The organism is Streptomyces sp. NPDC026515 (assembly GCF_055567595.1).
Map to the genome: position 1 here is coordinate 464733 of NZ_JBVHQD010000004.1, position 21368 is coordinate 486100.

A 21368-nucleotide genomic window follows, 5' to 3' on the forward strand; every position below is an offset into this window, starting at 1 on the left:
ACCAGCTCTCCGCGTTCGCCGACGAGGTCACCCGGGTGGCCCGCGAGGTGGGCACCGAGGGCAACCTCGGCGGGCAGGCGATCGTGCCGGGCGTGTCGGGGACCTGGAAGGACCTCACCGACAACGTCAACGTGATGGCGTCCAACCTGACCGGGCAGGTCCGGTCCATCGCCCAGGTCGCCACCGCGGTCGCCCGCGGCGACCTGTCGCAGAAGATCACCGTGGAGGCCAAGGGCGAGGTCGCCGCGCTCGCGGACGTCATCAACACCATGGTCGACACGCTGTCCGCGTTCGCCGACGAGGTCACCCGGGTGGCCCGCGAGGTGGGCACCGAGGGCCGGCTGGGCGGCCAGGCCCATGTGCCGAACGTGGCCGGGACCTGGAAGGACCTGACGGACAACGTCAACTCCATGGCCAACAACCTCACCGGGCAGGTCCGCAACATCGCCCTGGTGACGACCGCGGTGGCGGGCGGCGACCTGTCGAAGAAGATCGACGTCGACGCCCGGGGCGAGATCCTGGAACTGAAGACCACCATCAACACGATGGTCGACCAGCTCTCGTCGTTCGCCGCCGAGGTCACCCGCGTCGCCCGCGAGGTCGGCAGCGAGGGCCGGCTGGGCGGCCAGGCCGAGGTGGAGGGCGTCGAGGGCACCTGGAAGCGGCTCACGGAGAACGTCAACGAGCTCGCCGGGAACCTCACCCGGCAGGTGCGGGCGATCGCCGAGGTCACCAGTGCCGTCGCGGAGGGCGATCTGACCCGCTCCATCACGGTGGTGGCCTCGGGCGAGGTCGCCGACCTCAAGGACAACATCAATTCCATGGTGGAGTCGCTGCGCGAGACCACCCGGGCCAACCAGGAACAGGACTGGCTCAAGACCAACCTCGCCCGCATCTCCGGTCTGATGCAGGGCCACCGCGACCTGCCCGTGGTCGCCGAGCTCATCATGGACGAGCTCACCCCGCTGGTGTCGGCCCAGTTCGGTGCCTTCTACCTGGCGGAGGACACCGAGCGCGGCCACGAACTGCGCCTGGTCGGCTCGTACGGCTATCCCGACGACACCGACCGGCCCACCCGTATCCCGGTCGGGCGTTCGCTGGTCGGACAGGCCGCGCGCAACCGCCGGATCATCACGGTCGAGGAGCTGCCGGAAGGCTACGTCACCATCTCCTCCGGTCTGGGACAGGCCGTGCCCAGTGCCCTGGTCGTGCTGCCCATCGTGGTCGAGGAACAGGTCCTCGGCGTCATCGAACTGGCCTCGCTGACCCGCTTCACCCAGATCCACCAGGACCTGCTCACCCAGCTGGTGCCGACCATCGGTGTCAACCTCAACACCATCGTGGCCAACGCGCGCACCGACGAGCTGCTCGGCGAGTCCCAGCGGCTCACCTCCGAACTGCAGGCCAGGTCCGAGGAGTTGCAGGTGCAGCAGGACGAACTGCAGCGCTCCAACGCCGAGCTGGAGGAGAAGGCGTCCCTGCTGGCCTCGCAGAACCGCGACATCGAGGCGAAGAACCTGCAGATCGAGCAGGCGAGGCAGGAACTGGAGACCCGCGCCCAGCAGCTGGCGCTCGCCTCCAAGTACAAGTCGGAGTTCCTGGCCAACATGAGCCACGAGCTGCGCACCCCCCTCAACAGCCTGCTGATCCTGGCCCAGTTGCTGGCCCAGAACCCCTCGCGCAACCTCACCCCGAAGCAGGTCGAGTACGCGGGCATCATCCACTCGGCGGGCTCGGACCTGCTGCAGCTGATCAACGACATCCTCGACCTCTCCAAGGTGGAGGCCGGCAAGATGGACGTGGCTCCCGAGCGGGTCCCGCTGCGCCAGCTGCTGGAGTACGTCGAGGCCACCTTCCGGCCGATGACCAGCCAGAAGAGCCTCGAGTTCACGGTGGCCACCGCGCCGGGCACACCCGCCGACCTGCTCACCGACGACTCCCGGCTGCGCCAGATCCTGCGCAACCTGCTGTCCAACGCGGTGAAGTTCACCGAGCAGGGCGGCGTCGAGCTGCGCATCGAGCCGGCCGCCGACCGCGAGGTGCCGCCGGGCGTGCTGCGCGGTGGACCGGTGGTGGCCTTCCGGGTCGTCGACACCGGCATCGGCATCCCCCACCAGCAGCTGGAGACGATCTTCGGCGCCTTCCAGCAGGCCGACGGGACCACCAGCCGCAAGTACGGCGGCACCGGTCTCGGCCTGTCCATCACCCGGGAGATCGCCCATCTGCTCGGTGGCGCGGTCACCGTCGACAGCGCCCCCGGCCAGGGCAGTACGTTCACGCTGTACCTGCCCGTCGCGCGCGCCGACTTCGAGGACCTCCTGGAGACCGGCGGCCGCTCGGTGGAGCAGCCCCGCGCCCTCACCGCGTCGTCGCAGGTACCGGCGCCCCGGCTGCTGCCCGCTTCCGTGCCGGCCCCCGAGCACCGCAGGCGCCGGCTCCTGGTGATCGAGGAGCGCCCGCGCGGTCTGCTGGCCCTGGTCGCCGAGCGGGCCGTGGCGGACCTCGCGCACGACCCGGGCGACCCGCACGGGGCGATCGACCTCATCACCGCCGTAGGGGCGCAGGAGGCGGCCAGTACGCTGGCGGCCGAGCCCTGCCACTGCGTCGTCCTCGAACTGGGCATGCCCGGCAAGGAGGGCGCGGACTTCCTGGAGGCCATGCGCGGCGACTCCGCGCTGGCCAGCGTGCCCGTCCTGGTGCACACCGGGCACCGGGTGGATCTGGCACAGGAGCAGGCGCTGCGTGCCCTCGCGGGCGGGCGGCCGCTGGACTTCCTGTCCAGTCTGGACGAGCTGCGCGAGCGCATCACCCTGCATCTGTCCGCCGAACAGCCCGGTGACGTGCTGTCGCTGGTGCGTGCCGAGGAGCCGCACCGTCCGGCCGCGCAGGTGGTGGACGACGCCTTCCTCGGCCGGACGGTCCTGGTGGTCGACGACGACGCCCGCAACCTCTTCGCCCTCAGCGGCGTCCTGGAACTGCACGGTTTCCAGGTCCTGCACGCCGACAACGGCCGCAAGGGCATCGAGATGCTGCTCGCCCACCCGGACGTCTGCCTGCTGCTGATGGACGTGATGATGCCGGAGATGGACGGCTACGCCGCCACCGCCGAGATCCGCGCCATGCCCCAGTACGCGGAGCTGCCCATCATCGCCGTCACCGCCAAGGCCATGCCGGGCGATCAGGAGAAGAGTCTCGCCTCGGGGGCCAACGACTACATCACCAAGCCCGTCGACACGAACGACCTCATCGCCCGCGTCCGTCGCTGGCTGGCCGTGTGACCACGCGCCGCCGCCACGGCGTCCACCAGCAGGCCGCACAACGCCCCGGGGCGTTCCAGCCCAGCCGAGAACAGGCCCACCGTGAGTGATCTCCGTCCATCGCCCGACCCCGCCGAACCGCCCGGTGCCGCCGACGGCACACGGCAGGCCGTCGCCGGTGAGCCGGACGAGCCCGGCCCGTCGTCCCCCCTCGGCAGGCTGGCGGCGACCGTGGAACGGCTGCGCCGCGAGGTGCGGGCGGCCCACGCCGAGGCGGACGGGCGGGCCCTGATCGAGCTGGCCAAGGGCATCCTCGTCGAACGGCTGGGATGCGGCCCGGCGCAGGCGGCCCGGCAGCTGGCCGAACTCGCCGAGCAGGCGGGGGTGACACCCCTGGAGCTCGCGGTCGACGTCATCAACCAGGCCGCGCGGGACCGCATGTCGGAGGTGACCGCCGCCTTCTTCGCGGCCACCGCGGCCGGTACCGAGGCCGTCGACCCCGCGGACAGCCACTCCTCCGCCGTACGGCTGCGGGCCGCCGAGAGCGGCGCGCTGGCCGCCCATGACACCCAGGCCGTGGCCGAGTCCCTGCTGGAGCACGCGCTGGCCCCCCTGGGGGCGGAGGCGGTCGCCATCTGGGCCCTGGGCGCCGACGGCTCGCTCACGCTGGCGGGCCACGCCGGTTTCTCCTCCGCCGAGGCGGGGCGCTGGCGGCATGTGCCGCCGGGGGTCGCGACGGTGGGCCGCCGCGGCCTCACCGAGCGCTCGGGGCACTGGATCAGGAGCCTGGCGGAGACCGGGCTGCCCTCCATCGGCCAGCACCACCATCCCGAGGGCGGCCGGGTGGCCGTGGCCGCCGGCACCGGCGGACGCATCCACGGTGTGCTGGAGATCGTCTGGCCCGTGCCGCTGGACACGCCTCCCGCGCCCGTCGTCCGGCAGGTCGAGGCCCTGGCCGAGCTGTGCGCGCACACCCTGGACACCGGATCCCCGGACCAGGCCCACGGCGGCACCGGCAGGACCGTCCTGCCCGGCGTCTCCGAGCTGATGGACCTGGCCGACGGACTCCACGACCCCGCGCTGGTGCTCGTGCCGCATCTGGACGCCGGCGGCGACCTCGTCGACTTCCGCGTCCACCACGTCAACGGCCGCTTCCTGGACCCCGGAGGCAGACCCCGGGCCGCCATCAACGGCGCCCTGCTGCTGGAGGCCTATCCGATGGCCGCCGGTCACAGCGAGCTCTTCGAGCGGATCGAGCGCGTCTACGCCACCGGGGAGCCCTACCGCGCCCACCGCATGCGGCTGACCGCCCTGGTCGACGACGTCCCCCTCGCGGCGGTCGCCGACATCAACATCAGCCGGCACGGGGCCTGCGTCCTGCTCATCTGGCGTATCGAGGACGAGACCGCCCGGCTGGCCAGCCTCCTCCAGCACGCCCAGCGACTGGGCCGTATCGGCGGTTTCGAGGAGAACCTCCTCACCGGCGAGATCACCTGGAACGGCCAGCTGTACCACCTCTACGGCAAGCCCGACTCCGGCGCCCCGGTGCCGCTGGAGGACCTGCCCGCCCATGCCCACCCCGACGACGCCGTCACCCTCGGCCGCTTCCTGCGTACCGTGCTGCACCACCAGCGGGCGGCGTCCACGGCCTTCCGCCTGCAGCGCCCCGACGGCGTGACCCGGCACATCCGGGTGGTGGCCGAACCGGTCCTCGACTCCGGCGGGCAGCTGTACGTCGTGCGCGGTGCCTACCAGGACATCTCCGCCCATCACTGGACCGAGGTCGCTCTCGCCGCGACCCGTGACCAGCTCGCCCACACCGAGCAGCAGGCCAGTGAACGCAACCGGCTCACCCTCCAGCTCCAGCACGCCATCATGCCGCCCGCGCAGGCCCCGCTGGCGGTCCCCGGGCTGAGCCTGGCCGTGCGCTACCGGCCCGCGGAGACCCAGCACCTGGTCGGCGGCGACTGGTACGACACGGTCGTGCTGCCGTCCGGGCTGGTGCTGGTGTGTGTCGGCGATGTCGCGGGACACGGCATCGAGGCGGCCACCAGCATGGTCGTCCTGCGCAACGCGCTGCGCGGGCTCGCCGTGACCGGCGCCGGACCGGGGCAGCTGCTGTCCTGGCTGAACATGGTCACCCACCATCTGACCGGCGCCGTCACCGCCACCGCGGTGTGCGGTCTCTACGACCCCGACCGCCACACCCTGCGCTGGGCGCGGGCCGGTCATCTGCCGCCGGTGCTGGTCCGCGGCGGTGAGGCGGAACCGCTGCCGCTGGTCAAGGGGCTGCTGCTGGGCGCCGTACCGGAGGCCGGGTACCAGGAGCACGAGGTGCAGCTCGCCGTGGACGACACGCTGCTGATGTACACGGACGGCCTGATCGAGCGCCGTGACCGGTCGGTGGAGGAGTCGCTGGCGCACATGCTGACAACCGCGCGCACGGTTCCCTCGACCCTTGACCAGCAGCTCGACCGTCTGCTGACCCACAGCAGGTCCGACACCGACGACGACACCTGCCTCGTGGGCATCCGGGTGGCGCAGCACTGACCGTCGACCTCGCGGCGGCCCACGGGCCGGACGGCGTCAACCGCCCGATCAGGGGTACCCGACCCGGTGGAGGTATCTGATGATCGAAGCAGGCGATATCCGAGAGTGGCGCGGTCACGACGTGGTCGACACCGGCGGGCACAAGGTAGGCGCCCTGGAGTCGGTCTACGTCGACACCGCGACCGACCTGCCCAGCTACGCGACCGTGACGGTCGGCCTGCCCACCCGGCGGCGCCTGGTGTTCGTCCCACTCGCGGACGCCACCGTCGGTCCGGGGTACCTGAAGGTCGCCTACGACAAGGACACGGTCAAGAAGGCTCCCGCGATCGACACGGACGGCGAACTGCCGGCCGAGCAGGAGCCCGCGGTCTTCGCGCACTACGCGATCGAATACACCCCGGGCGCCGGCGGTGAGCGGCGCCTGGCGCGCCGCTGACCCGGCGAGCCCACCCTCGATGGGAGAGCCGATGAGCCTGTTTCTGCTGCTGATCCTCGTGGCCCTCGTGCTGGGCATCATCGGGTTCACCGCCCACGGACTGTTCTACCTGCTGGTCATCGGAGCGGTGGTACTGCTCGCCGACCTCGTCTACGCCGGAGTCAGACTCCGGCACAGGGGACGCCGCGTGGTCCGCTGACTCTCACCCGCCGGTCTCCGTGACGGTGAACAGCCGGATGGCACCGGTGATCGTCAGGAGCCGGTGGACGGCCGGCCGCAGGGGGCCGACGAGCACCAGGTCGCGCCCGGCGGCCCGGTGGCGCAGCCGGGCCTCGATGAGGGCGTTGAGGAGCATGCTGTCGGCGAAGGTGACCTGCGTCAGGTCGACCGCCGTCACGGGCATCGCGGCGCGGTCGGCGGCCTCCCACGCCTGCTCGAAGCCCTCGGCCTGGGCGTAGTCGACATCGCCCCGCACGGTGATCACAAAGATCTGCTCGTCGCGGTCGATATGCGCTCTCAGTTCGGGAGCCGCGGGCATCGCGCCGTCCTCGTGTCACAGGGGTCCCGGAATTTTCGAGACATGTCGCACAGTTACCGCGAATCACGCCAGAACTAGGGTAGTCGGACGGGATGAGAGCGATATCCGTGACTGTTGTCGTTTGACAATAATAGCCATGAGGCAACAGAGTAGCCGAGTCGGGCGTACGCGTGGAAGGACCTGGAGCGGTGGTGGATCGGTGCCGTGAGGGTTTTTCAGGCGGTCCGGCTGTCGGCCTCGGGGGTCTCGTCGAGTATCTGTGTCGCCGCGGTGGCGCAGAACGCCTCGAGCCCCTCAAGGAGGGCGACCCGCTTGGCGACGGGCATGTCCGCCAGCACCTTCTGCAGCTCGCTCTCGCGGCGGACACGCAGATCGGCCAGGAAGGAGCGGCCTCGGCCGCTGAGATGCAGCCGTACCTCACGCCGGTCCTCCGCGCCCACCACACGCTCGATGAATCCCGCGGCCTGTAGCCGGTCGCACAGCCGGCTCGTGGACGGCGGGGTGGAGGCGAGGGACTCGGCGAGAGTGCGCAGGTTGATGCCGTCGTGGTGCTCCAGGATGTGCAGCACCCGCAGCTGGGAGGCGGAGGTGGGCGCGGTCGAGGCGCGGCCCCATACGACTTCCAGCAGCTCGACGGCCTTCGTGGTCACGCGTGCGACCTCATCGGGCTCTGGGCGGCGGCGGAAGGCAGTCACGATCACACTCTCGCAGGCACTGGGGCTTCTTTCAGCCTACTAGGAGCGCTCAGCCCACACGGACCCTCCTCGGAACGACCGACGCGGCTCTTCGCGAGCCCCCGCCTCCTCGGCCGGGCCCGCACGTTGGCGGGAGAAAGAATGGTGCATTCCTCATCGTGAACAGATTCCAGACCGCTGAGCGCGCCGTGCGCACGGCGGCTCCCCACGAGTTGCTCGACGCCGTCCGCGCCGTGCTGACGGAGCAGTACGGCGCGGAGGCCGTCGAGCTCTACATGGCCGACTACGGCCTGACGGCGCTGCAACCGGTGTCGGTGCGGCCTCACAACCTGGTCGCGGTTCCGGTGCACGGCAGCCCTGCCGGCCGGGCGTTCGGCTCGCAGGAGCCCTACTGCCAGGAGGGCCAGGACGGGCGGACGCGCGTGCACCTGCCGGTCAGCGTGCGCGGCGACCGGCTCGGCGTGCTGTCCGTGACGCTGCCCGGCGGCGACGCGGCCCGCGGATACGTGTCCGAACTGGCCGAGATCGCCGAGGTGCTGGCGCACGAGGTGCTCGTGGCCGAGCGCGACACGGACCTGTACCTCCAGGCCCGGCGCAAGGACCGGCTCACCCTGGCGGCCGAGATGCAGTGGCAGTTGCTGCCCGGCCGCTCCTGCACTCGGCCCGAGTACGACCTCGGTGGTCAGCTGGAGCCCGCCTACGCCGTCTTCGGCGACAACTTCGACTGGTCCGCGACCGCCGACCGTCTGATGCTCTATGTCACCAACGGCATGGGCGAGGGCATAGAGGCGGCACTGCTGACCAGCCTCGCCGTCAACGCGCTGCGCAACGCGCGCCGCGCCGGCATCTCCATCGCCGACCAGGCGGCCCTGGCCGACCAGGCTGTCTACGCCCACTACCGAGGCGACCGTTATCTGTCCGTCCTCATGCTGGACTTCGACCTGGACACCGGGCTGGTGAGCGTGGTGGACGCGGGCTCCCCGCAGCTCCTGCGGCTGCGTGGCGGCACCGTCGAACGCGTCCCCTTCGAGGCCCAACTGCCCCTGGGCATGTTCGAGGAGACGGACTACGTGGCGCAGGACTTCGATGTCGAGCCCGGGGACCGGCTCGTCTTCGTCAGCGACGGCGTCCACGCGGTGCACTCCCCGAAGGGCGAGGTGTACGGCGACCGGGCCCTGGCCCGCGCCATCCACTCCACCCGGCTGTTGCCCGCCGCCGAGGTACCCCGCGCCATCCTGCGTGAACTGTCGGGCTACCGCGGTGAGGCCGTCATGGCCGCCGACGACGCCGTGGTCGTCTGCGTGGACTGGCGCGGACGCTCCCTGTCGGCGTGAATCGCATCCCGTCGCGGCGGCGCCCACCACAGGAGCGCTGCCGCGACCGGCACCGCCGCGTTCCGGCCGACGGGTAATCGGGCCGTCCTGGTCCCGTTCGCCTTGCCCCACCGGTGCCGCCCGCCGGTGTCCCGGCGGCGCGCCGTCACCCGGCTGCGCGGTGGCGACGGGTTCAGGCTGCGGAGGGGCGCTGCGGCCGACCGGTGCTGACGCGTTCCGGCCGACCGGGGAACCGGGCCGTCCCGGCCCCGCGCGTCTCGTGTCTCACCGGCGCCGCCCGAACGGTGTCACGGCGGCGCGGGATGTCGGCCGGACGCGCGCCGTCACCCGGCTGCGCGGTGGCGCCGGTCAGGTGGCGCCGTCCGGGCGTTCTGGTGTCCCGCGGGCATGGGCGGCCAGAAACCCCCGGAGCCCCTGCCCGAGAGCCTCCCGCTCGACCGGCTCCATGGCCCCGAGCGCGACGGCCAGGGCGTGCGCTCTGCGCGAGGCCACCTCGTCGAGAATCCGGCGGCCCTGCTGGGTCAGGAGCAGCCGCACCTCACGTCGGTTGCGCGGATGCAGCTCGCGCTCCAGCAGACCGGCCGCTTCCAGCCGGTCGCACAGCCGGCTCGCGGTCGGCGGCCCGGTCCGCAGGGCCAGCGCCAGGGCGGTGAGGTTGAGCCCCGGATCCTCCCGCAGAATCCGCAGCGCCCGCAGCTGATGCGACGACAGGCGCGGGTTCGCGCTCTGCGCGGCTTCCGACCACAGATGGGCCAGACAGTCCACGGCGTCGTCCAGCGCCGACGCGAGGGGGAGGGGGCCGTCGCGCGGCCCGCCTGATCGGCCGTCCCCGGAGCCACTGAGACCAGTCACGGAGGCATCGCTTCCCGAATCCGAATCCGACTGCCATTGCAGGTACCACCTATCCAGACGCCGTACCCGAAGAGCCGCGGTGCAAGCACGTTCGACCAGCCTGGCCCGGCCCGGCAGTGGCCGCCGGCCCGGTTCAGGGCAGTCTGCTCCATGTGAGTTCAGCCGTGCGGTCCGCGCCCCACAGGCGGGTGGGGGTGGTGACGCGGAGCACGAGCAGGGGGCCGTCGAAGCTCACCTGCCGGACCTGGGACCGTCCGATCCAGTTCGGGAAGAGGCTGGTGGTGACGTGGTGCGCGACGGTGGTCGGCCCGAGGACCTCGAACGGGCCGCCGTAGGCGAGATAACCGGCCGCGGCCCGGGCGAGTTCGTCGTCCGCCGCGTCCTCCAGGCGCACCGACCGCAGGGGTGGTCGGTCGCCGCGGCCCAGTTGGGCGGACATGTATCCCTGGGGGGTGTAGACGATCAGTCCGTACGGCATGGGGCCCAGCGGACTGATGACCTCGCCGTCGGTGCTCGTGGCGGTGTACGACACGAGCCGCCAGGCGCCGAGCAGCCTTTCCCGGACCCGGTCACGCGCCGTGCGCGGGTTCTCCGTCCCCGTTCGGTCGGTGAGGGACATGGCAGGCCGCCTTTCGTTTCGGGAGAGCGGACGGGCTCCGCCTGGGTGGGTGGACGGAGCCCGTAGGGGGTTGGTCAGTGCCGACCGGGTTCGCCGTCGACGAGCCGCCAGACACGCAGCGGGTTCGCCTGGCGCAGCGACTCAGGCAGGAGGTCGTCCGGGAAGTTCTGGTAGGTGACCGGGCGGACGAACCGTTCGATCGCGCCCATGCCCACGGAGGTGAACCGGCTGTCGGAGGTCGCCGGGAACGGGCCGCCGTGGGTGGTGGCATGGGAGACCTCCTGCGGGATCGAGAAGGCGTTGAACACGATGCGTCCGGTGCGCCGTTCCAGGATCGGCAGGAGCCGTTCGGCCGCGGCGCGGTCGGCGCCGTCGGCGTGCAGGGTGGCCGAGAGCTGCCCGCGGAAGGCACGGGCCACCTCGAGCAACTGGTCGGCGTCGGTCAGCCTCACCAGCAGGACCGCCGGGCCGAAGACCTCCTCGCGCAGGGCGGGTTCGGCCAGCAGCCGCTCGCCGGTGACCTCGTACAGCAGGGCCTGGCCGTCCCCGGCGCGGGCCGGGTCCGTGCCCGTGCCGATCAGGGCGGCGCCGCCGTCCTCCATGCGCCGCGCGTTGCGGGTGTAGGAGTCGTGGATGCCGGGCGTGAGCATGGTCCGTGCAGCCGCCTTGCGCACCTCGGCGGTCGCGGCGTCCCGCAGTTCCCGGAAGCCGGGTCCGTCGACGGCGAGGAGGACGGCGGGCTTCAGGCAGGCCTGCCCGACGTTGTACATCGCGCGCTGCACCAGGCCGCCGCCGATCTCCGCGCCGCGGGCCGCCAGGGCCGCGGGCAGGACGAACGTCGGGTTGACGCTGGTCATCTCGGTGAAGACGGGAATGGGGTCGGGCCGCCGCTGGGCCCGGCGGTACAGGGCCATCCCGCCGCCCTCGGAGCCGGTGAAGGTGACCGCCCGGACCAGAGGGTGGTCGACCAGCGCCTCGCCGATCTCGTTGCCGGCGCCGCGGACGAGGGAGAAGACGCCTTCGTGCAGGCCCGCCTCGGCGACCGCCTGCTGGATGGCCCGGCCCTGGATCTCGGATCCCCCGGGGTGGGCGTTGTGGGCCTTGACGACGACGGGGCAGCCGGCGGCGAGAGCGGAGGCGGTGTCCCCGCCCGCCACGGAGTAGGAGATCGGGAAGTTGCTGGCGCCGAAGATCACCACCGGGCCGAGGGCCACCTTCTGCAGCCGGTGGTCCATGCGCGGCGTGGGCCGGCGGTCCGGCTGGGCGGTGTCGACGGCCGCCTGGAGGAAGCGGCCCGCACGGACGACGTCGGCGAACCTGCGGAAGACGCCGGCGGTCCGCGTCACCTCGCCTTCCAGCTGGCCGGCCGGCAGACCGGTCTCCAGCGCGGTACGGGCGGCGAGCTCGTCCCTGACCGACTCCAGTTTGTCCGCGACGAGGTCGAGGAACGCGGCCCGCTCGGCGAGTGAGGTGTGGCTGTAGCTGTCGAAGGCGTCGTCCGCGAGGCGGACCGCGCGGTCGACCTCGGCCACGCCGCCGAAGGCGAACTCGGGCTCGACGAGCCCCCCGGTGGCGGGGGCGAGCGCCTTCATGGTCCCGGCCGTGGCGGACACCCGGGCCGCGCCGATCAGCAGTTCTCCGGTCAGGGTCATGCGTGTGCTCCCTCGAACGCGGCGGTGAGCTCGTCCGCGGTGGTGATGGCGTGGGCGTAGGTGGGGCCGTTCAGCTCGTGCGCGGCGTGCATCATCTCGGCCTTGAAGGCGGCGGTGGCGTCGCGCACCAGCGTCACGTGGTAGCCGAGTTCCATGGCGAACCGGCCGGTGGACTCGATGCAGGTGTTCGCCAGGAGCCCGACCAGCACGACGTGGGTGATGCCGTGCTGCTTGAGCTGGAAGTCCAGGTCGGTGTTGGCGAACCCGCTCTGCCCCCAGTGCTCCGCGACGACGACGTCCGCCGCCTGCGGCTGGAGATCCGGGTGGAACTCACCGCCCCAGGTGCCGCGGGCGAAGCTGTGCCGCTCCATGATGCCGAGCTGGGTGGGGTTGGGGTGGTCCCACGTCTCGTAGTCACCCGGCTCCCAGCGGCGGTGCGGAACGAACACCACGCGTACGCCCGCCTCGCGGGCGGAACCGATGACGGAGCGCAGGTGGTCCAGCAGGCCGGTCTCGTGCGCCATGGACTCCAGGCGTGGCCAGATCTGGCCGCCCTCGGACAGGAAGTCGTTGTAGGGGTCGATCAGGAGAACGGCCGTGCGGTGTGGGTCGTAGGTCTGGGACATGGCTCCAGCTCCAATCTGGCTTATGGCTGACATCCAGATTCAGGATTATGTTCGTCATCCTGAAAGTCAAGTGAATGGCCCCCCACCTAGCCTTCGAGGTGCTGGCGTATGATGGCCGTCATCCAGATGTGTGAGGCGCACCGCGTCGATCCACGAGAGGCGGGGACGGCATGGGCCACTCCCAGGCGGAGAAGGCGGCGAGCCGCGAGCGAGTCCTGCGGATCGCCGCGCGCAAGGTCCGCACCGACGGCATCGGCGGCCTCGGCATCGCGGACCTCATGAAGGAGGCCGGGCTCACGCACGGCGGCTTCTACAAGCACTTCGCCTCTCGCGACGACCTCGTCACCCAGGCCGCCGCCGCTGCCCTCACCGAGGGCTCGGCGAAGATGGAGCGGGCCGCGCGGAAGAACGACCAGGACGCGCGGGCCGGCCTCGTCGACGCGTATCTCGGCAAGCAGCACCGCGACACACCGGCCACCGGCTGCGCGCTGGTCCCCCTCGGCGCCGCCGCGGGACGTGACGGCACCGGGGGCGACCTCCACCTCAAGGAGGCCTACGAGCGGCAGGTCCGCGCCTACCTGGACCTGATCGCGGGCCTGGACGATGACGCCGACGACGCCACGGACGCCAGGGCCGAGGCCGTGCTCACGCTCAGCGCCCTGGTCGGCGCCGTGCTCATGTCCCGGGCCGTCGCCGACGAGGGACTCTCCGACGAACTCCTGGAAACGGTCAACGCCCAGCTCAAGCGGCGCGGCAGGCCCCTGCCCCCGTCCGCCTGACCCGTCCGCGGGGACCGGCTCGCTCCGTTCGCGTGCGACGTGCTGAGGCGGTCCCCGAGGGGGACGCTCTCCACCGGCCGGTGAGGCGACGTACTCCCTGGACAGCGCCCTTTACCTGCAAGAGCGGGCAGGGGTCCGCTTTGCGGGGGACGTGCGATGCTGAGCCGGCGGCCCGGGGCGTCCCGGCCCGCCGACCGCGGCGGCGGACCTGAGCGCGAATGCCCGGCTCCCGCCCGGAGGCTGTCGGCACGGATCGACAACCCGTCCACGGTACGGGGGCGTTCGCCGAGAGCCGTGACGGCACCAGACCGACACGGTGCCGGGACTGCGTCTGACGGAGACGACGTACGGGAGCCGGACGTCCGGCTCCCGTGAGTCCCTCGCTCAAGTGCCTCATCGCCTGGCGAGTCCCTGGTCCGGTCGCCGCCGGGCCCCCGCAAGCGCGCCGACGACCTACTGCGCCGTCTCGTCGACGAGGAGCTCGGCGTCGGTCGCCGCCAGGACCTCCGCCACGGTGACTCCAGGAGCGGTCTCGACCAGTCGCAGACCCTCGGCCGTGACATCGATGACGGCCAGGTCGGTGATCACCCGGTCCACCACGCGGCGCCCCGTGGCGGGAAGGCTCAACTCCTCGACCACCTTGGGGCTGCCGTCCCTGGCCACGTGCTCCATGACGACCAGCAGCCGGCGAGCGCCGTGGACCAGGTCCATCGCGCCGCCCATGCCCTTGACCATCTTTCCGGGGATCATCCAGTTGGCCAGGTCACCGCGGGCCGAGACCTGCATGGCGCCGAGCACGGAGACGTCGATCCGGCCGGCCCGGATCATGCCGAAGGACAGCGCAGAGTCGAAGTAGGCGGTGCCGGGGACGATGGTCACCGTCTCCTTGCCGGCGTTGATCAGATCCGGGTGCTCCTCGCCGTCGTGCGGATACGGGCCGACGCCCAGAATGCCGTTCTCCGAGTGCAGCACCACGTGCACCCCGTCCGGCAGATGGCTGGGGATCAGAGTGGGCAGACCGATGCCCAGATTCACGTAGTGGCCGTCGCGCAGTTCCCGGGCAGCACGGGCGGCGAGCTGGTCGCGGTCGAGCGGCATGGTCAGTTCTCCCCGGAGTCGGTGCGCGACACGGCTGCTTCGGCGCGGGTGCGCGCGGGACGCACGGTGCGTCGCTCGACGCGTTTGTCCAGCGACGCGTCGACGACGACCACCCGGTCCACGTACACGCCCGGCAGATGGACGGCGTCCGGCGGCAGTTCACCGGCCTCGACGATGCGTTCGGCCTCCACGACGGTCACCCGCCCCGCCATCGCGCACAGCGGGTTGAAGTTGCGCGCGGCCGCGTGGAAGACGCAGTTTCCGTGCCGGTCGGCGACCGCGGCCCGCACCAGGGCGAAGTCGGCGGTGATGGCCTCCTCCAGCAGGTAGCGGCGGCCACCGAACTCCCGCGTCTCCTTGGGCGGGGAGGCCAGCGCGACACCGCCGTCAGGAGTGTGCCGCCAGGGCAGCCCGCCCTCCTCGACCTGGGTGCCCACGCCGGCCGGGGTGTAGAAGGCGGGGACACCGGTGCCGCCGGCCCGCAGCCGCTCGGCGAGCGTGCCCTGCGGGGTCAGCTCCACCTCCAGTTCGCCGGACAGGTACTGGCGGGCGAACTCCTTGTTCTCGCCCACGTAGGAGGAGGTCATCCGGGCGATGCGGCCGGCGCGCAGCAGGAGCCCCAGCCCCCAGTCGTCCACACCGCAGTTGTTGGACACGACCCGCAGGCCGGATGCGCCCGTCTCGGACAACGCGGCGATCAGCGTCGACGGGATGCCGCACAGCCCGAATCCGCCGACCGCGACGGTCGCACCGTCGGGGATGTCCGCCACTGCCCGCGCGGCCGCGGCCACCACTTTGTCCATGCCGGTTCCTTCTCCACAGGGGTACGTTCCGTTCGCCGGCCCGGCCCGCGCGCGACGTCACGAGGAGGACCGGGTGTTCCTCACCCTGGCCCGCACCTGCCGTCACGGGCCATGTGTGCCGGAGCTACGACCGGGCCGCAAAGAGCGGTGATCGGCCACATGCCGCCCGCCGTACGGCGCTTCTAGGGTTCCGGCCATCACGCAACGCGCCTTGGTTGTCGCGGACCGGTTCCGTCGTCCCGGACGAGACCGACGGAACCCGGCGGCGGGGCGCGACACACTGTCAGGAGCCGATCGCCATGCCTTCCAGCCTCACGTACGCCTTCACCAGCAGATCCCTTCGTGCGCTCACCCTCCTGGCCACCGGTGCCCTGGTCGCGGGATGCACCTCGGCCGGCACCGCGGGCACCGCGTCCGACAGCTCCGACGGCAAGGCGGCATCCGTGAAGGTGGGCCTGGTCTACTCCCGCAGCGGGCTCCTCGCCGCCTACGGCAAGCAGTACGAGGAAGGCTTCAAGGCGGGACTGGCCTATGCCACGCACGGTACGGACACGGTGGGCGGCCACCGGATCGAGGTCACCGAACAGGACGACGCGGGCGACCCGGCGAAGGCGGTGGCCGCGGCGAAGTCCCTGGTCGGCAAGGGGTGCAAAGTCCTCGCCGGCACCACCGACTCGGGTGTGGCGCTGCAGATGGCGCCGCTGGCCGCCCAGAACAAGGTGCTCTACGTAAGCGGTCCGGCCGCCACCGACGCGGTCACCGGCGTCAACTCCTACACCTTCCGCTCGGGGCGGCAGTCGTACCAGGACATCCTCACGGCCGGGACCCTGCTCGGTGACGCCAAGGGCAAGAAGGTCACCGTGCTCGCGCAGAACTCGGCGTTCGGCCAGGCCAATGTGGCCGCGGTGAAGGCGGTCCTCGGCAGGAAGGGCGCGGACGTCGGCTCCGTGCTGGCCCCGCCGAGCGCCACCGACCTGACGCCGTTCGCCCGCCGGACCAGAGCCGGCAAGCCGGACCTGGTCTTCGTCGCCTGGGCGGGCTCCAACGCCCCCGGCCTGTGGACCGCGCTGAGCCAGCAGGGCGTGCTGGACGCGAGCAAGGTCGTCACCGGACTCGCGGGCACCGCCTCGTACCCGGTTTTCGGCCCGTCCGGTTCCAAGGTCGCCTTCCTCGCGCACTACTTCCCGGGTGCCGGAGGAGGCAACCCGGTCGAGAAGGCCATGCTCGACGGCATCACGAAGGCGGGCGGCACGCCCGACCTGTTCAGCCCGGACGGCTTCACAGCCGCCCAGATGATCGTTCACGCGATCCGCTCCGGCAGCGCCACGGACACCGCCGCCATGGCGAAGGCGCTGGAGGGCTGGACCTTCGACGGGCCCAAGGGCAGGGAACGGATCCGGGCCACGGACCACGCCCTGCTGCAGCCGATGTTCACCGCCCGCCTCAAGGGCAGCGGCAGCGCCGCCCGGCCGGAGCTGACCGGCAGCGTCCCGATGGCCGAGGTCGCGCCACCGGTCGCCGGCACGGCGGGCTGAGCCGATGTCCTCCTCGAACACCGCGTCCACAAGCGCCGCCGACGCCTTGGGCGACCGGGAAGCCCCTGCCGTCCCGGCACCGGTGCTCCGGCTGCGCGACGTCGGCTGGACGGTCGGCGGCGCGACGATCGTCGACTCCGTTTCCCTCGACGTCCACCAGGGCGAGTTCCTCGCCTTCATCGGCCCGAACGGCGCGGGCAAGACATCGCTGTTCAACCTGGTCAGTGGCCTCAGCCCGGTCTCACGGGGCACGATCGAACTGGACGGCCACGACGTCACCGCCGAGGCCGCCTACGCCCGGGCCCGGCGTGGGCTCGGGCGCACCTTCCAGACCTCCAGCCTGTGGCCGGGGATGACGGTCGCCGACCATGTGCGGCTCGCGGCCCAGGCCGCCGAAGGCGGCTCGTACCGGATATGGCGCCGTGCCGGCACCTACCCGGAACTGGTCGACCGTGTGCTGGCGCGCACGCAGCTCGCCCATCGCGCCGAAGCCGGTGCCGACGCCCTCTCGCACGGCGAGAAACGCAAACTCGAACTCGCTGTGCTGCTCGTCGGCGAACCCCGGCTGATGCTGCTGGACGAGCCGATGGCCGGTGTGAGCGCCGAGGAGGTGCCCGCGCTGACCGAACTCATCCGGTCGCTGCACAAGGACGAGGGCCGCACCGTGCTGATGGTCGAGCACCACATGGACGTGCTGCTGGAGCTGGCGGGCCGGGTGGCCGTCATGCACCACGGCACGCTGCTCGCGCTGGACACCCCGCAGGCCGTGATGGCCGACCCCACGGTGCAGCAGGCCTACCTCGGGGAGGAGCTGTGACCCCGCCACCCCTGCTGACCGTGCGTGACCTGCGCGTCGTGATCGGGAGCAGGCACATCCTGCACGGCGTCGACCTGGAGGTGACAGCCTCGGGGACCACGGCCCTCCTGGGCCGCAACGGAGCCGGCAAGACGACCACGGTACGCGGCATCCTCGGCCTGGTCCCACGCACCGGCAGCGTGCTGCTGGCCGGCGAGGAGACGGTGCGCCTGGCCACCCACGCGCTGGTGCGCCGGGGCATCGGCTACGCACCCGAGGACCGCGGCGTCTTCGCCGCCCTCAGCGTCGCCGAGAACCTGCGCCTCGCCGAGCGGACCGGAGCCGGTGAACCCGACTACGACCTGGTGCACGAACTGTTCCCGGAGCTGAGGCGACGGGCCCGGCAGGCCGCGGGCACCCTCTCCGGGGGCCAGCAGCAGATGGTCGCCATCGCCCGGACCCTCCTCAACGGCAACCGGCTGATCATCGCGGACGAGCCCACCAAGGGGCTGGCCCCCAAGGTGGTCACGGAAGTCGCCCAGGCACTGGAGCGCGCGGCGGAGGCGGTGCCGGTGCTGCTGGTGGAACAGAACCTCGCCGTGGTGCGGCGCCTCGCCCGCGACTGCGTCGTCCTCGCCGACGGACGCACCGCGCACCGGGGCTCCACCGACGACCTGCTCGCCGACCCCGAGGCCGCCCGTCGGCTGCTCGGCGTCGGCGGCGCCGGCCTCGGCGGCGCCGCCGAGGCGCCCGCCGGTCGGTCCGTTCACATCGCGGCCCGCCCCGCCGCCCGGCTCCCGGAGGCCGACGCCTGATGCCCACCGTCGTACTGCTCGTCTTCACCGGACTGGGCCTGGGGGCCCTGTACTTTCTGGTCGCCTCCGGCCTGTCGCTGATCTTCGGACTGATGGACGTGCTCAACTTCGCCCACGGCGCCCTGTTGTCCGTCGGCGCGTACGGCACCTGGTGGGCCGCGTCCGGTCACCTGCCCGGGGCCGGATCCGGCGGGGCGGGGTTCGCTCTCGCCGTCGTCTTCGGCACCGCGGCGGGCACCGTCGCCGCCGTGCTGCTCGAACTCGCGGTGATCCGCCCGCTCTACACCCGCCCGCGCGAGCAGATCCTCGCCACGGTGGGCGTCGGCCTGGCCGTCCCGGCCCTGCTGTCCGCGATCTGGGGTTCCGACGCCCGGCCCTTCCCCGGCCCGAAGGCCCTCTCCGGTACCTTCGCCCTGCTGGGCGCCGAGGTGCCGCTCAACCGCCTGGTACTGATCGGCGCCGCCCTGCTCGTGCTGACCGCGCTCCGGCTGTTCCTCGGCCGCACCCGGCACGGACTGGTCGTCCGGGCGGGGGTGGAGGACCGGGCGATGGTCACCGCACTCGGCGTCGACGTGCGGAAGGCCTTCACGCTGGTCTTCGCCATCGGCGGCGGAGCGGCGGCCCTCGGAGGCGCCCTCGGCGGCCTCTACTTCGGCTCCGTGGACCCCGGACAGGGCACCTCCCTGCTCATCTTCGCCTTCGTGGTCGTCGTGACAGGCGGCACGGGCTCGCTCACCGGCGCCGCACTGGCCTCGGTGGCCGTGGGTCTCGTCCAGCAGTTCGCCAACTACTACACCACCGCAGGCCTCGGCGACCTCGCCGTCGTCGTCCTGCTCGCCGCCCTGCTGCTGGTCCGGCCGCGAGGGCTCACCAGGAGGCTCGCATGACCATCGTCACCCAGCCGCGCGGCCCGGCCCGCGCGGGGGACCACACCGTCGCCGGCCGCCTGGAACGGCTGCGGCACGCCTCCCGCTGGTGGCCCGCCCCGCTGCTGGTGGTGCTCCTCGTGGTGCCCTACAGCGCGCTGCCGTTGCCGGTCCTGCTCGACGGCCCGATCGGCAGTCCCGGCAACCTCCAGCTGCTCGCCCTCTGCCTGGTGTTCGGCGCCCTGGCCACCGGTTACGACCTGCTGCTCGGCCGCACGGGACTGCTGTCCTTCGGGCACGCGCTCTACTTCGCCGCGGGCACCTACGTCACCAACATCGTCATGCTCGAAGCGGGCCTGTCATTCGCAGTGTCCGCACTGCTGGGACTCCTGGCGGGCACGGCGCTCTCCGCGCTGCTGGGCGCGATCAGCCTGAGGGTCGAGGGGATCGCCTTCTCCATGGTGACCCTGGCCTTCGCGCAGGCCGCGTCGATCCTCGTGCAGCGCGACCCCGGCGGCGTCACCGGCGGCGAGGAGGGCAGGGCGGCTCCCGACGGTGGGCTGCCCGCCCCGCTGGTGGGCATCCAGCACACCGCGGGCCTGTACTGGACCGCCCTGGCCTACCTCGTCGTCGTGCTGGCCGTCGTGCAGTGGACCGTCCGCTCTCCCATCGGGCGGGTGTGGGAGGGCATCAAGGAGAACGAACGCCGGGTGGAGGTACTGGGTATGCGCCCCTACGGCTACAAACTGGCCGCCTTCGTCATGGCCGGCACCCTGGCCGCACTCGGCGGCATCGTGTACCTCCTGCTGACCGGCGGTGTCACTCCGCGGACGACCACCTCCGACTTCACCCTGTCCCTGCTGGTGATGGTGGTACTGGGCGGTTCGGGCACCCGATGGGGCCCCCTGATCGGCGGCATCCTCTACACCTGGGCCGACCAACGCCTCGGCGACCTGGCCGGATCGGAGACGGTCACCTCGCTGCCCACCGTGGTGCGGGCGCCGCTCTCGCAACCGTTGTTCCTGCTCGGGGCCCTGTTCGTCGCCGTCATCTATCTTCTTCCCGGGGGTGTGGTGAAACTGCCGGAGCGAATCCGCGCGGCCCGCAGACTCCGGGCCACCGCCGAGCGCGGAGAGGTCGTGCCGTCATGAGCCGCACTCCGAGGACTGCCGCGACGGGTCGTCCACGGGCCGCCGCACCGGCGCGCGAGGAACTGCGGGTGCCGGTGCGCGGCGGTGAACTGGCCGTGTCGCGCTGGCGTGCGGATGATCCGGCCGCGCCGGTGGCACTCGCGCTGCACGGCATCACGGCCAACGGCCTGAGCTGGGCCCGCGTCGCCCACCACCTGGCCGGACGGATGACCTTGGTGGCGCCGGACCTGCGCGGCCGGGGCGGCAGCGGGCGGTTGCCCGGCCCGTACGGCATCGCGGTCCACGCCGACGACACGGCCGCGGTGGCGGACACGCTGGGACTGGAGCGGGTGGTGCTGGCCGGCCACTCGATGGGGGCCTTCACCGCGGCCCTGACCGCCGTACGCCATCCGCGTCTGCCGACGGCCCTGCTGCTGGTGGACGGCGGGGTGGGCTTCCCCGTCCCGGCGGACCTGGACCCGGACGAGCTGCTCGACGCGGTGATCGGCCCGGCCGTGCGGCGGCTGTCGATGACGTTCCCGGACCGGGACGCCTACCGCGCCTTCTGGCAGCGGCATCCGGCCTTCGGCGACAGTTGGTCACCGTGGGTCGACGCCTACATCCAGCGCGATCTCGTGGGGGAGGAGAGCCGGCTGCGCTCCTCCTGCAACAGGGAGGCGGTCCGCATCGACGGCGTGGACCAACTCCGGGAGGAGGTGTCGGGCGCGGTGCACCGGTTGCCCTGCCCGGCCGTGCTCCTGTGGGCCGAGCGCGGTGTGATGGACGAGTCCCAGGGTCTGTACGACGAGCGTCGGCTCGCCGCCGCGCGCCTCGCCCCTGAACGGGTCCGCACGCAGCGCGTGTCCGGCACGAACCACTACACGATCCTCGTCGGTGACGAGGGCGCCCGGGTCGTGGCGCGGAACCTCCTGCACGCGGCGGGCGGGCGCGGAACGAGTGGGCCGGGCGCCGTCCCGTCGGGGTGAC

The 21368-nt window shown here is 72.2% G+C and carries 20 protein-coding genes; 12 read left to right on the plus strand and 8 right to left on the minus strand.

The annotated features are described in order from the left end of the window. The 4 genes from ACZ4O3_RS10570 to ACZ4O3_RS10585 form a co-directional block, all read left to right on the plus strand. A partial coding sequence (locus tag ACZ4O3_RS10570; protein ID WP_467721887.1) for a response regulator occupies positions 1–3278 on the plus strand: 3278 nt, incomplete at its 5' end. An 81-nt stretch (positions 3279–3359) separates the two neighbouring features. Continuing rightward, on the plus strand, positions 3360–5807 hold the full coding sequence (locus tag ACZ4O3_RS10575) for a SpoIIE family protein phosphatase (protein ID WP_467721888.1): 2448 nt from the start codon (positions 3360–3362) through the stop codon (positions 5805–5807). 79 nt (positions 5808–5886) lie between these two features. Beyond that, entirely contained in the window at positions 5887–6243 is a 357-nt protein-coding gene (locus ACZ4O3_RS10580) for a PRC-barrel domain-containing protein (RefSeq protein WP_467721889.1), read from the plus strand. Positions 6244–6274: 31 nt separating this feature from the next. Then, positions 6275–6442 (plus strand): hypothetical protein, encoded by a 168-nt coding sequence (locus ACZ4O3_RS10585; RefSeq protein WP_362719024.1) that lies wholly within the window; start codon positions 6275–6277, stop codon positions 6440–6442. Positions 6443–6445: 3 nt separating this feature from the next. Here the strand turns inward: ACZ4O3_RS10585 and ACZ4O3_RS10590 are convergent, their stop codons facing one another. After that, positions 6446–6781, minus strand: coding sequence for an STAS domain-containing protein (locus ACZ4O3_RS10590; protein ID WP_362719021.1), 336 nt, complete (start codon positions 6779–6781; stop codon positions 6446–6448). 215 nt (positions 6782–6996) lie between these two features. Next, entirely contained in the window at positions 6997–7431 is a 435-nt protein-coding gene (locus ACZ4O3_RS10595; protein WP_362719019.1) for a MarR family transcriptional regulator, read from the minus strand. A 203-nt stretch (positions 7432–7634) separates the two neighbouring features. Here ACZ4O3_RS10595 and ACZ4O3_RS10600 point away from each other — a divergent pair, with 203 nt between their 5' ends. Further along, entirely contained in the window at positions 7635–8810 is a 1176-nt protein-coding gene (locus ACZ4O3_RS10600) for a PP2C family protein-serine/threonine phosphatase (protein WP_467721890.1), read from the plus strand. Between the two features lie 348 nt (positions 8811–9158). Here ACZ4O3_RS10600 and ACZ4O3_RS10605 read toward each other — a convergent pair whose 3' ends face one another. The 4 genes from ACZ4O3_RS10605 to ACZ4O3_RS10620 form a co-directional block, all read right to left on the minus strand. Then, positions 9159–9662 carry a MarR family winged helix-turn-helix transcriptional regulator gene (locus ACZ4O3_RS10605; protein ID WP_362719014.1) on the minus strand — a complete coding sequence of 168 codons (504 nt, stop codon included), beginning with the start codon at positions 9660–9662 and terminating at the stop codon, positions 9159–9161. Between the two features lie 133 nt (positions 9663–9795). Then, positions 9796–10281: a lipocalin-like domain-containing protein gene (locus ACZ4O3_RS10610; RefSeq protein WP_362719011.1), complete on the minus strand. Its 486-nt coding sequence runs from the start codon at positions 10279–10281 to the stop codon at positions 9796–9798. A gap of 74 nt (positions 10282–10355) precedes the next feature. Next, positions 10356–11933 (minus strand): aldehyde dehydrogenase (NADP(+)), encoded by a 1578-nt coding sequence (locus tag ACZ4O3_RS10615; protein ID WP_467721891.1) that lies wholly within the window; start codon positions 11931–11933, stop codon positions 10356–10358. Continuing rightward, a complete protein-coding gene (locus ACZ4O3_RS10620; protein WP_362719005.1) occupies positions 11930–12559 on the minus strand; it encodes a cysteine hydrolase family protein in 630 nt (209 codons plus the stop codon). Before ACZ4O3_RS10620 ends, ACZ4O3_RS10615 begins: the two co-directional genes overlap by 4 nt. Before the next feature lie 170 nt (positions 12560–12729). On the opposite strand from ACZ4O3_RS10620, the gene ACZ4O3_RS10625 reads away from it, so the two are divergent. Next, positions 12730–13338 carry a TetR/AcrR family transcriptional regulator gene (locus tag ACZ4O3_RS10625; RefSeq protein ID WP_362719003.1) on the plus strand — a complete coding sequence of 203 codons (609 nt, stop codon included), beginning with the start codon at positions 12730–12732 and terminating at the stop codon, positions 13336–13338. 453 nt (positions 13339–13791) lie between these two features. Here the strand turns inward: ACZ4O3_RS10625 and ACZ4O3_RS10630 are convergent, their stop codons facing one another. Further along, positions 13792–14436 carry a 3-oxoacid CoA-transferase subunit B gene (locus ACZ4O3_RS10630; protein WP_467721892.1) on the minus strand — a complete coding sequence of 215 codons (645 nt, stop codon included), beginning with the start codon at positions 14434–14436 and terminating at the stop codon, positions 13792–13794. Between the two features lie 2 nt (positions 14437–14438). Continuing rightward, entirely contained in the window at positions 14439–15239 is an 801-nt protein-coding gene (locus ACZ4O3_RS10635) for a CoA transferase subunit A (protein WP_362727874.1), read from the minus strand. Between the two features lie 299 nt (positions 15240–15538). Between ACZ4O3_RS10635 and ACZ4O3_RS10640 the strand changes: the two genes are divergently transcribed. Genes ACZ4O3_RS10640 through ACZ4O3_RS10665 form a run of 6 tightly spaced genes read left to right on the plus strand, consistent with a single transcriptional unit; the run spans position 15539 to position 21367 of the window. Beyond that, positions 15539–16774 (plus strand): substrate-binding domain-containing protein, encoded by a 1236-nt coding sequence (locus tag ACZ4O3_RS10640; protein WP_467721893.1) that lies wholly within the window; start codon positions 15539–15541, stop codon positions 16772–16774. A gap of 4 nt (positions 16775–16778) precedes the next feature. Further along, positions 16779–17591, plus strand: a complete 813-nt coding sequence (locus tag ACZ4O3_RS10645) for an ABC transporter ATP-binding protein (RefSeq protein ID WP_362727878.1) — start codon at positions 16779–16781, stop codon at positions 17589–17591. Then, the gene (locus tag ACZ4O3_RS10650) at positions 17588–18385 is read left to right on the plus strand and encodes an ABC transporter ATP-binding protein (RefSeq protein WP_467721894.1); all 798 of its coding nucleotides are present in this window, start codon (positions 17588–17590) and stop codon (positions 18383–18385) included. The genes ACZ4O3_RS10645 and ACZ4O3_RS10650 overlap by 4 nt, the downstream gene beginning before the upstream one ends. After that, the gene (locus tag ACZ4O3_RS10655; RefSeq protein WP_362730045.1) at positions 18385–19272 is read left to right on the plus strand and encodes a branched-chain amino acid ABC transporter permease; all 888 of its coding nucleotides are present in this window, start codon (positions 18385–18387) and stop codon (positions 19270–19272) included. The genes ACZ4O3_RS10650 and ACZ4O3_RS10655 overlap by 1 nt, the downstream gene beginning before the upstream one ends. Beyond that, positions 19269–20402: a branched-chain amino acid ABC transporter permease gene (locus ACZ4O3_RS10660; protein WP_362730042.1), complete on the plus strand. Its 1134-nt coding sequence runs from the start codon at positions 19269–19271 to the stop codon at positions 20400–20402. The genes ACZ4O3_RS10655 and ACZ4O3_RS10660 overlap by 4 nt, the downstream gene beginning before the upstream one ends. Continuing rightward, the gene (locus ACZ4O3_RS10665) at positions 20399–21367 is read left to right on the plus strand and encodes an alpha/beta hydrolase (protein ID WP_362730039.1); all 969 of its coding nucleotides are present in this window, start codon (positions 20399–20401) and stop codon (positions 21365–21367) included. The genes ACZ4O3_RS10660 and ACZ4O3_RS10665 overlap by 4 nt, the downstream gene beginning before the upstream one ends. The last annotated feature ends 1 nt before the right edge of the window (position 21368 follow it).

Excerpts from the sequence above, each read along its gene's own strand:
- ACZ4O3_RS10580 (WP_467721889.1), top strand. The coding sequence starts at position 5,887 with ATGATCGAAGCAGGCGATATCCGAGAGTGGCGCGGTCACGACGTGGTC.
- ACZ4O3_RS10585 (WP_362719024.1), top strand. The coding sequence starts at position 6,275 with ATGAGCCTGTTTCTGCTGCTGATCCTCGTGGCCCTCGTGCTGGGCATC.
- ACZ4O3_RS10590 (WP_362719021.1), bottom strand. The coding sequence starts at position 6,781 with ATGCCCGCGGCTCCCGAACTGAGAGCGCATATCGACCGCGACGAGCAG.
- ACZ4O3_RS10610 (WP_362719011.1), bottom strand. The coding sequence starts at position 10,281 with ATGTCCCTCACCGACCGAACGGGGACGGAGAACCCGCGCACGGCGCGT.
- ACZ4O3_RS10615 (WP_467721891.1), bottom strand. The coding sequence starts at position 11,933 with ATGACCCTGACCGGAGAACTGCTGATCGGCGCGGCCCGGGTGTCCGCC.
- ACZ4O3_RS10620 (WP_362719005.1), bottom strand. The coding sequence starts at position 12,559 with ATGTCCCAGACCTACGACCCACACCGCACGGCCGTTCTCCTGATCGAC.
- ACZ4O3_RS10625 (WP_362719003.1), top strand. The coding sequence starts at position 12,730 with ATGGGCCACTCCCAGGCGGAGAAGGCGGCGAGCCGCGAGCGAGTCCTG.
- ACZ4O3_RS10630 (WP_467721892.1), bottom strand. The coding sequence starts at position 14,436 with ATGCCGCTCGACCGCGACCAGCTCGCCGCCCGTGCTGCCCGGGAACTG.
- ACZ4O3_RS10635 (WP_362727874.1), bottom strand. The coding sequence starts at position 15,239 with ATGGACAAAGTGGTGGCCGCGGCCGCGCGGGCAGTGGCGGACATCCCC.
- ACZ4O3_RS10640 (WP_467721893.1), top strand. The coding sequence starts at position 15,539 with ATGCCTTCCAGCCTCACGTACGCCTTCACCAGCAGATCCCTTCGTGCG.
- ACZ4O3_RS10645 (WP_362727878.1), top strand. The coding sequence starts at position 16,779 with ATGTCCTCCTCGAACACCGCGTCCACAAGCGCCGCCGACGCCTTGGGC.
- ACZ4O3_RS10655 (WP_362730045.1), top strand. The coding sequence starts at position 18,385 with ATGCCCACCGTCGTACTGCTCGTCTTCACCGGACTGGGCCTGGGGGCC.
- ACZ4O3_RS10660 (WP_362730042.1), top strand. The coding sequence starts at position 19,269 with ATGACCATCGTCACCCAGCCGCGCGGCCCGGCCCGCGCGGGGGACCAC.
- ACZ4O3_RS10665 (WP_362730039.1), top strand. The coding sequence starts at position 20,399 with ATGAGCCGCACTCCGAGGACTGCCGCGACGGGTCGTCCACGGGCCGCC.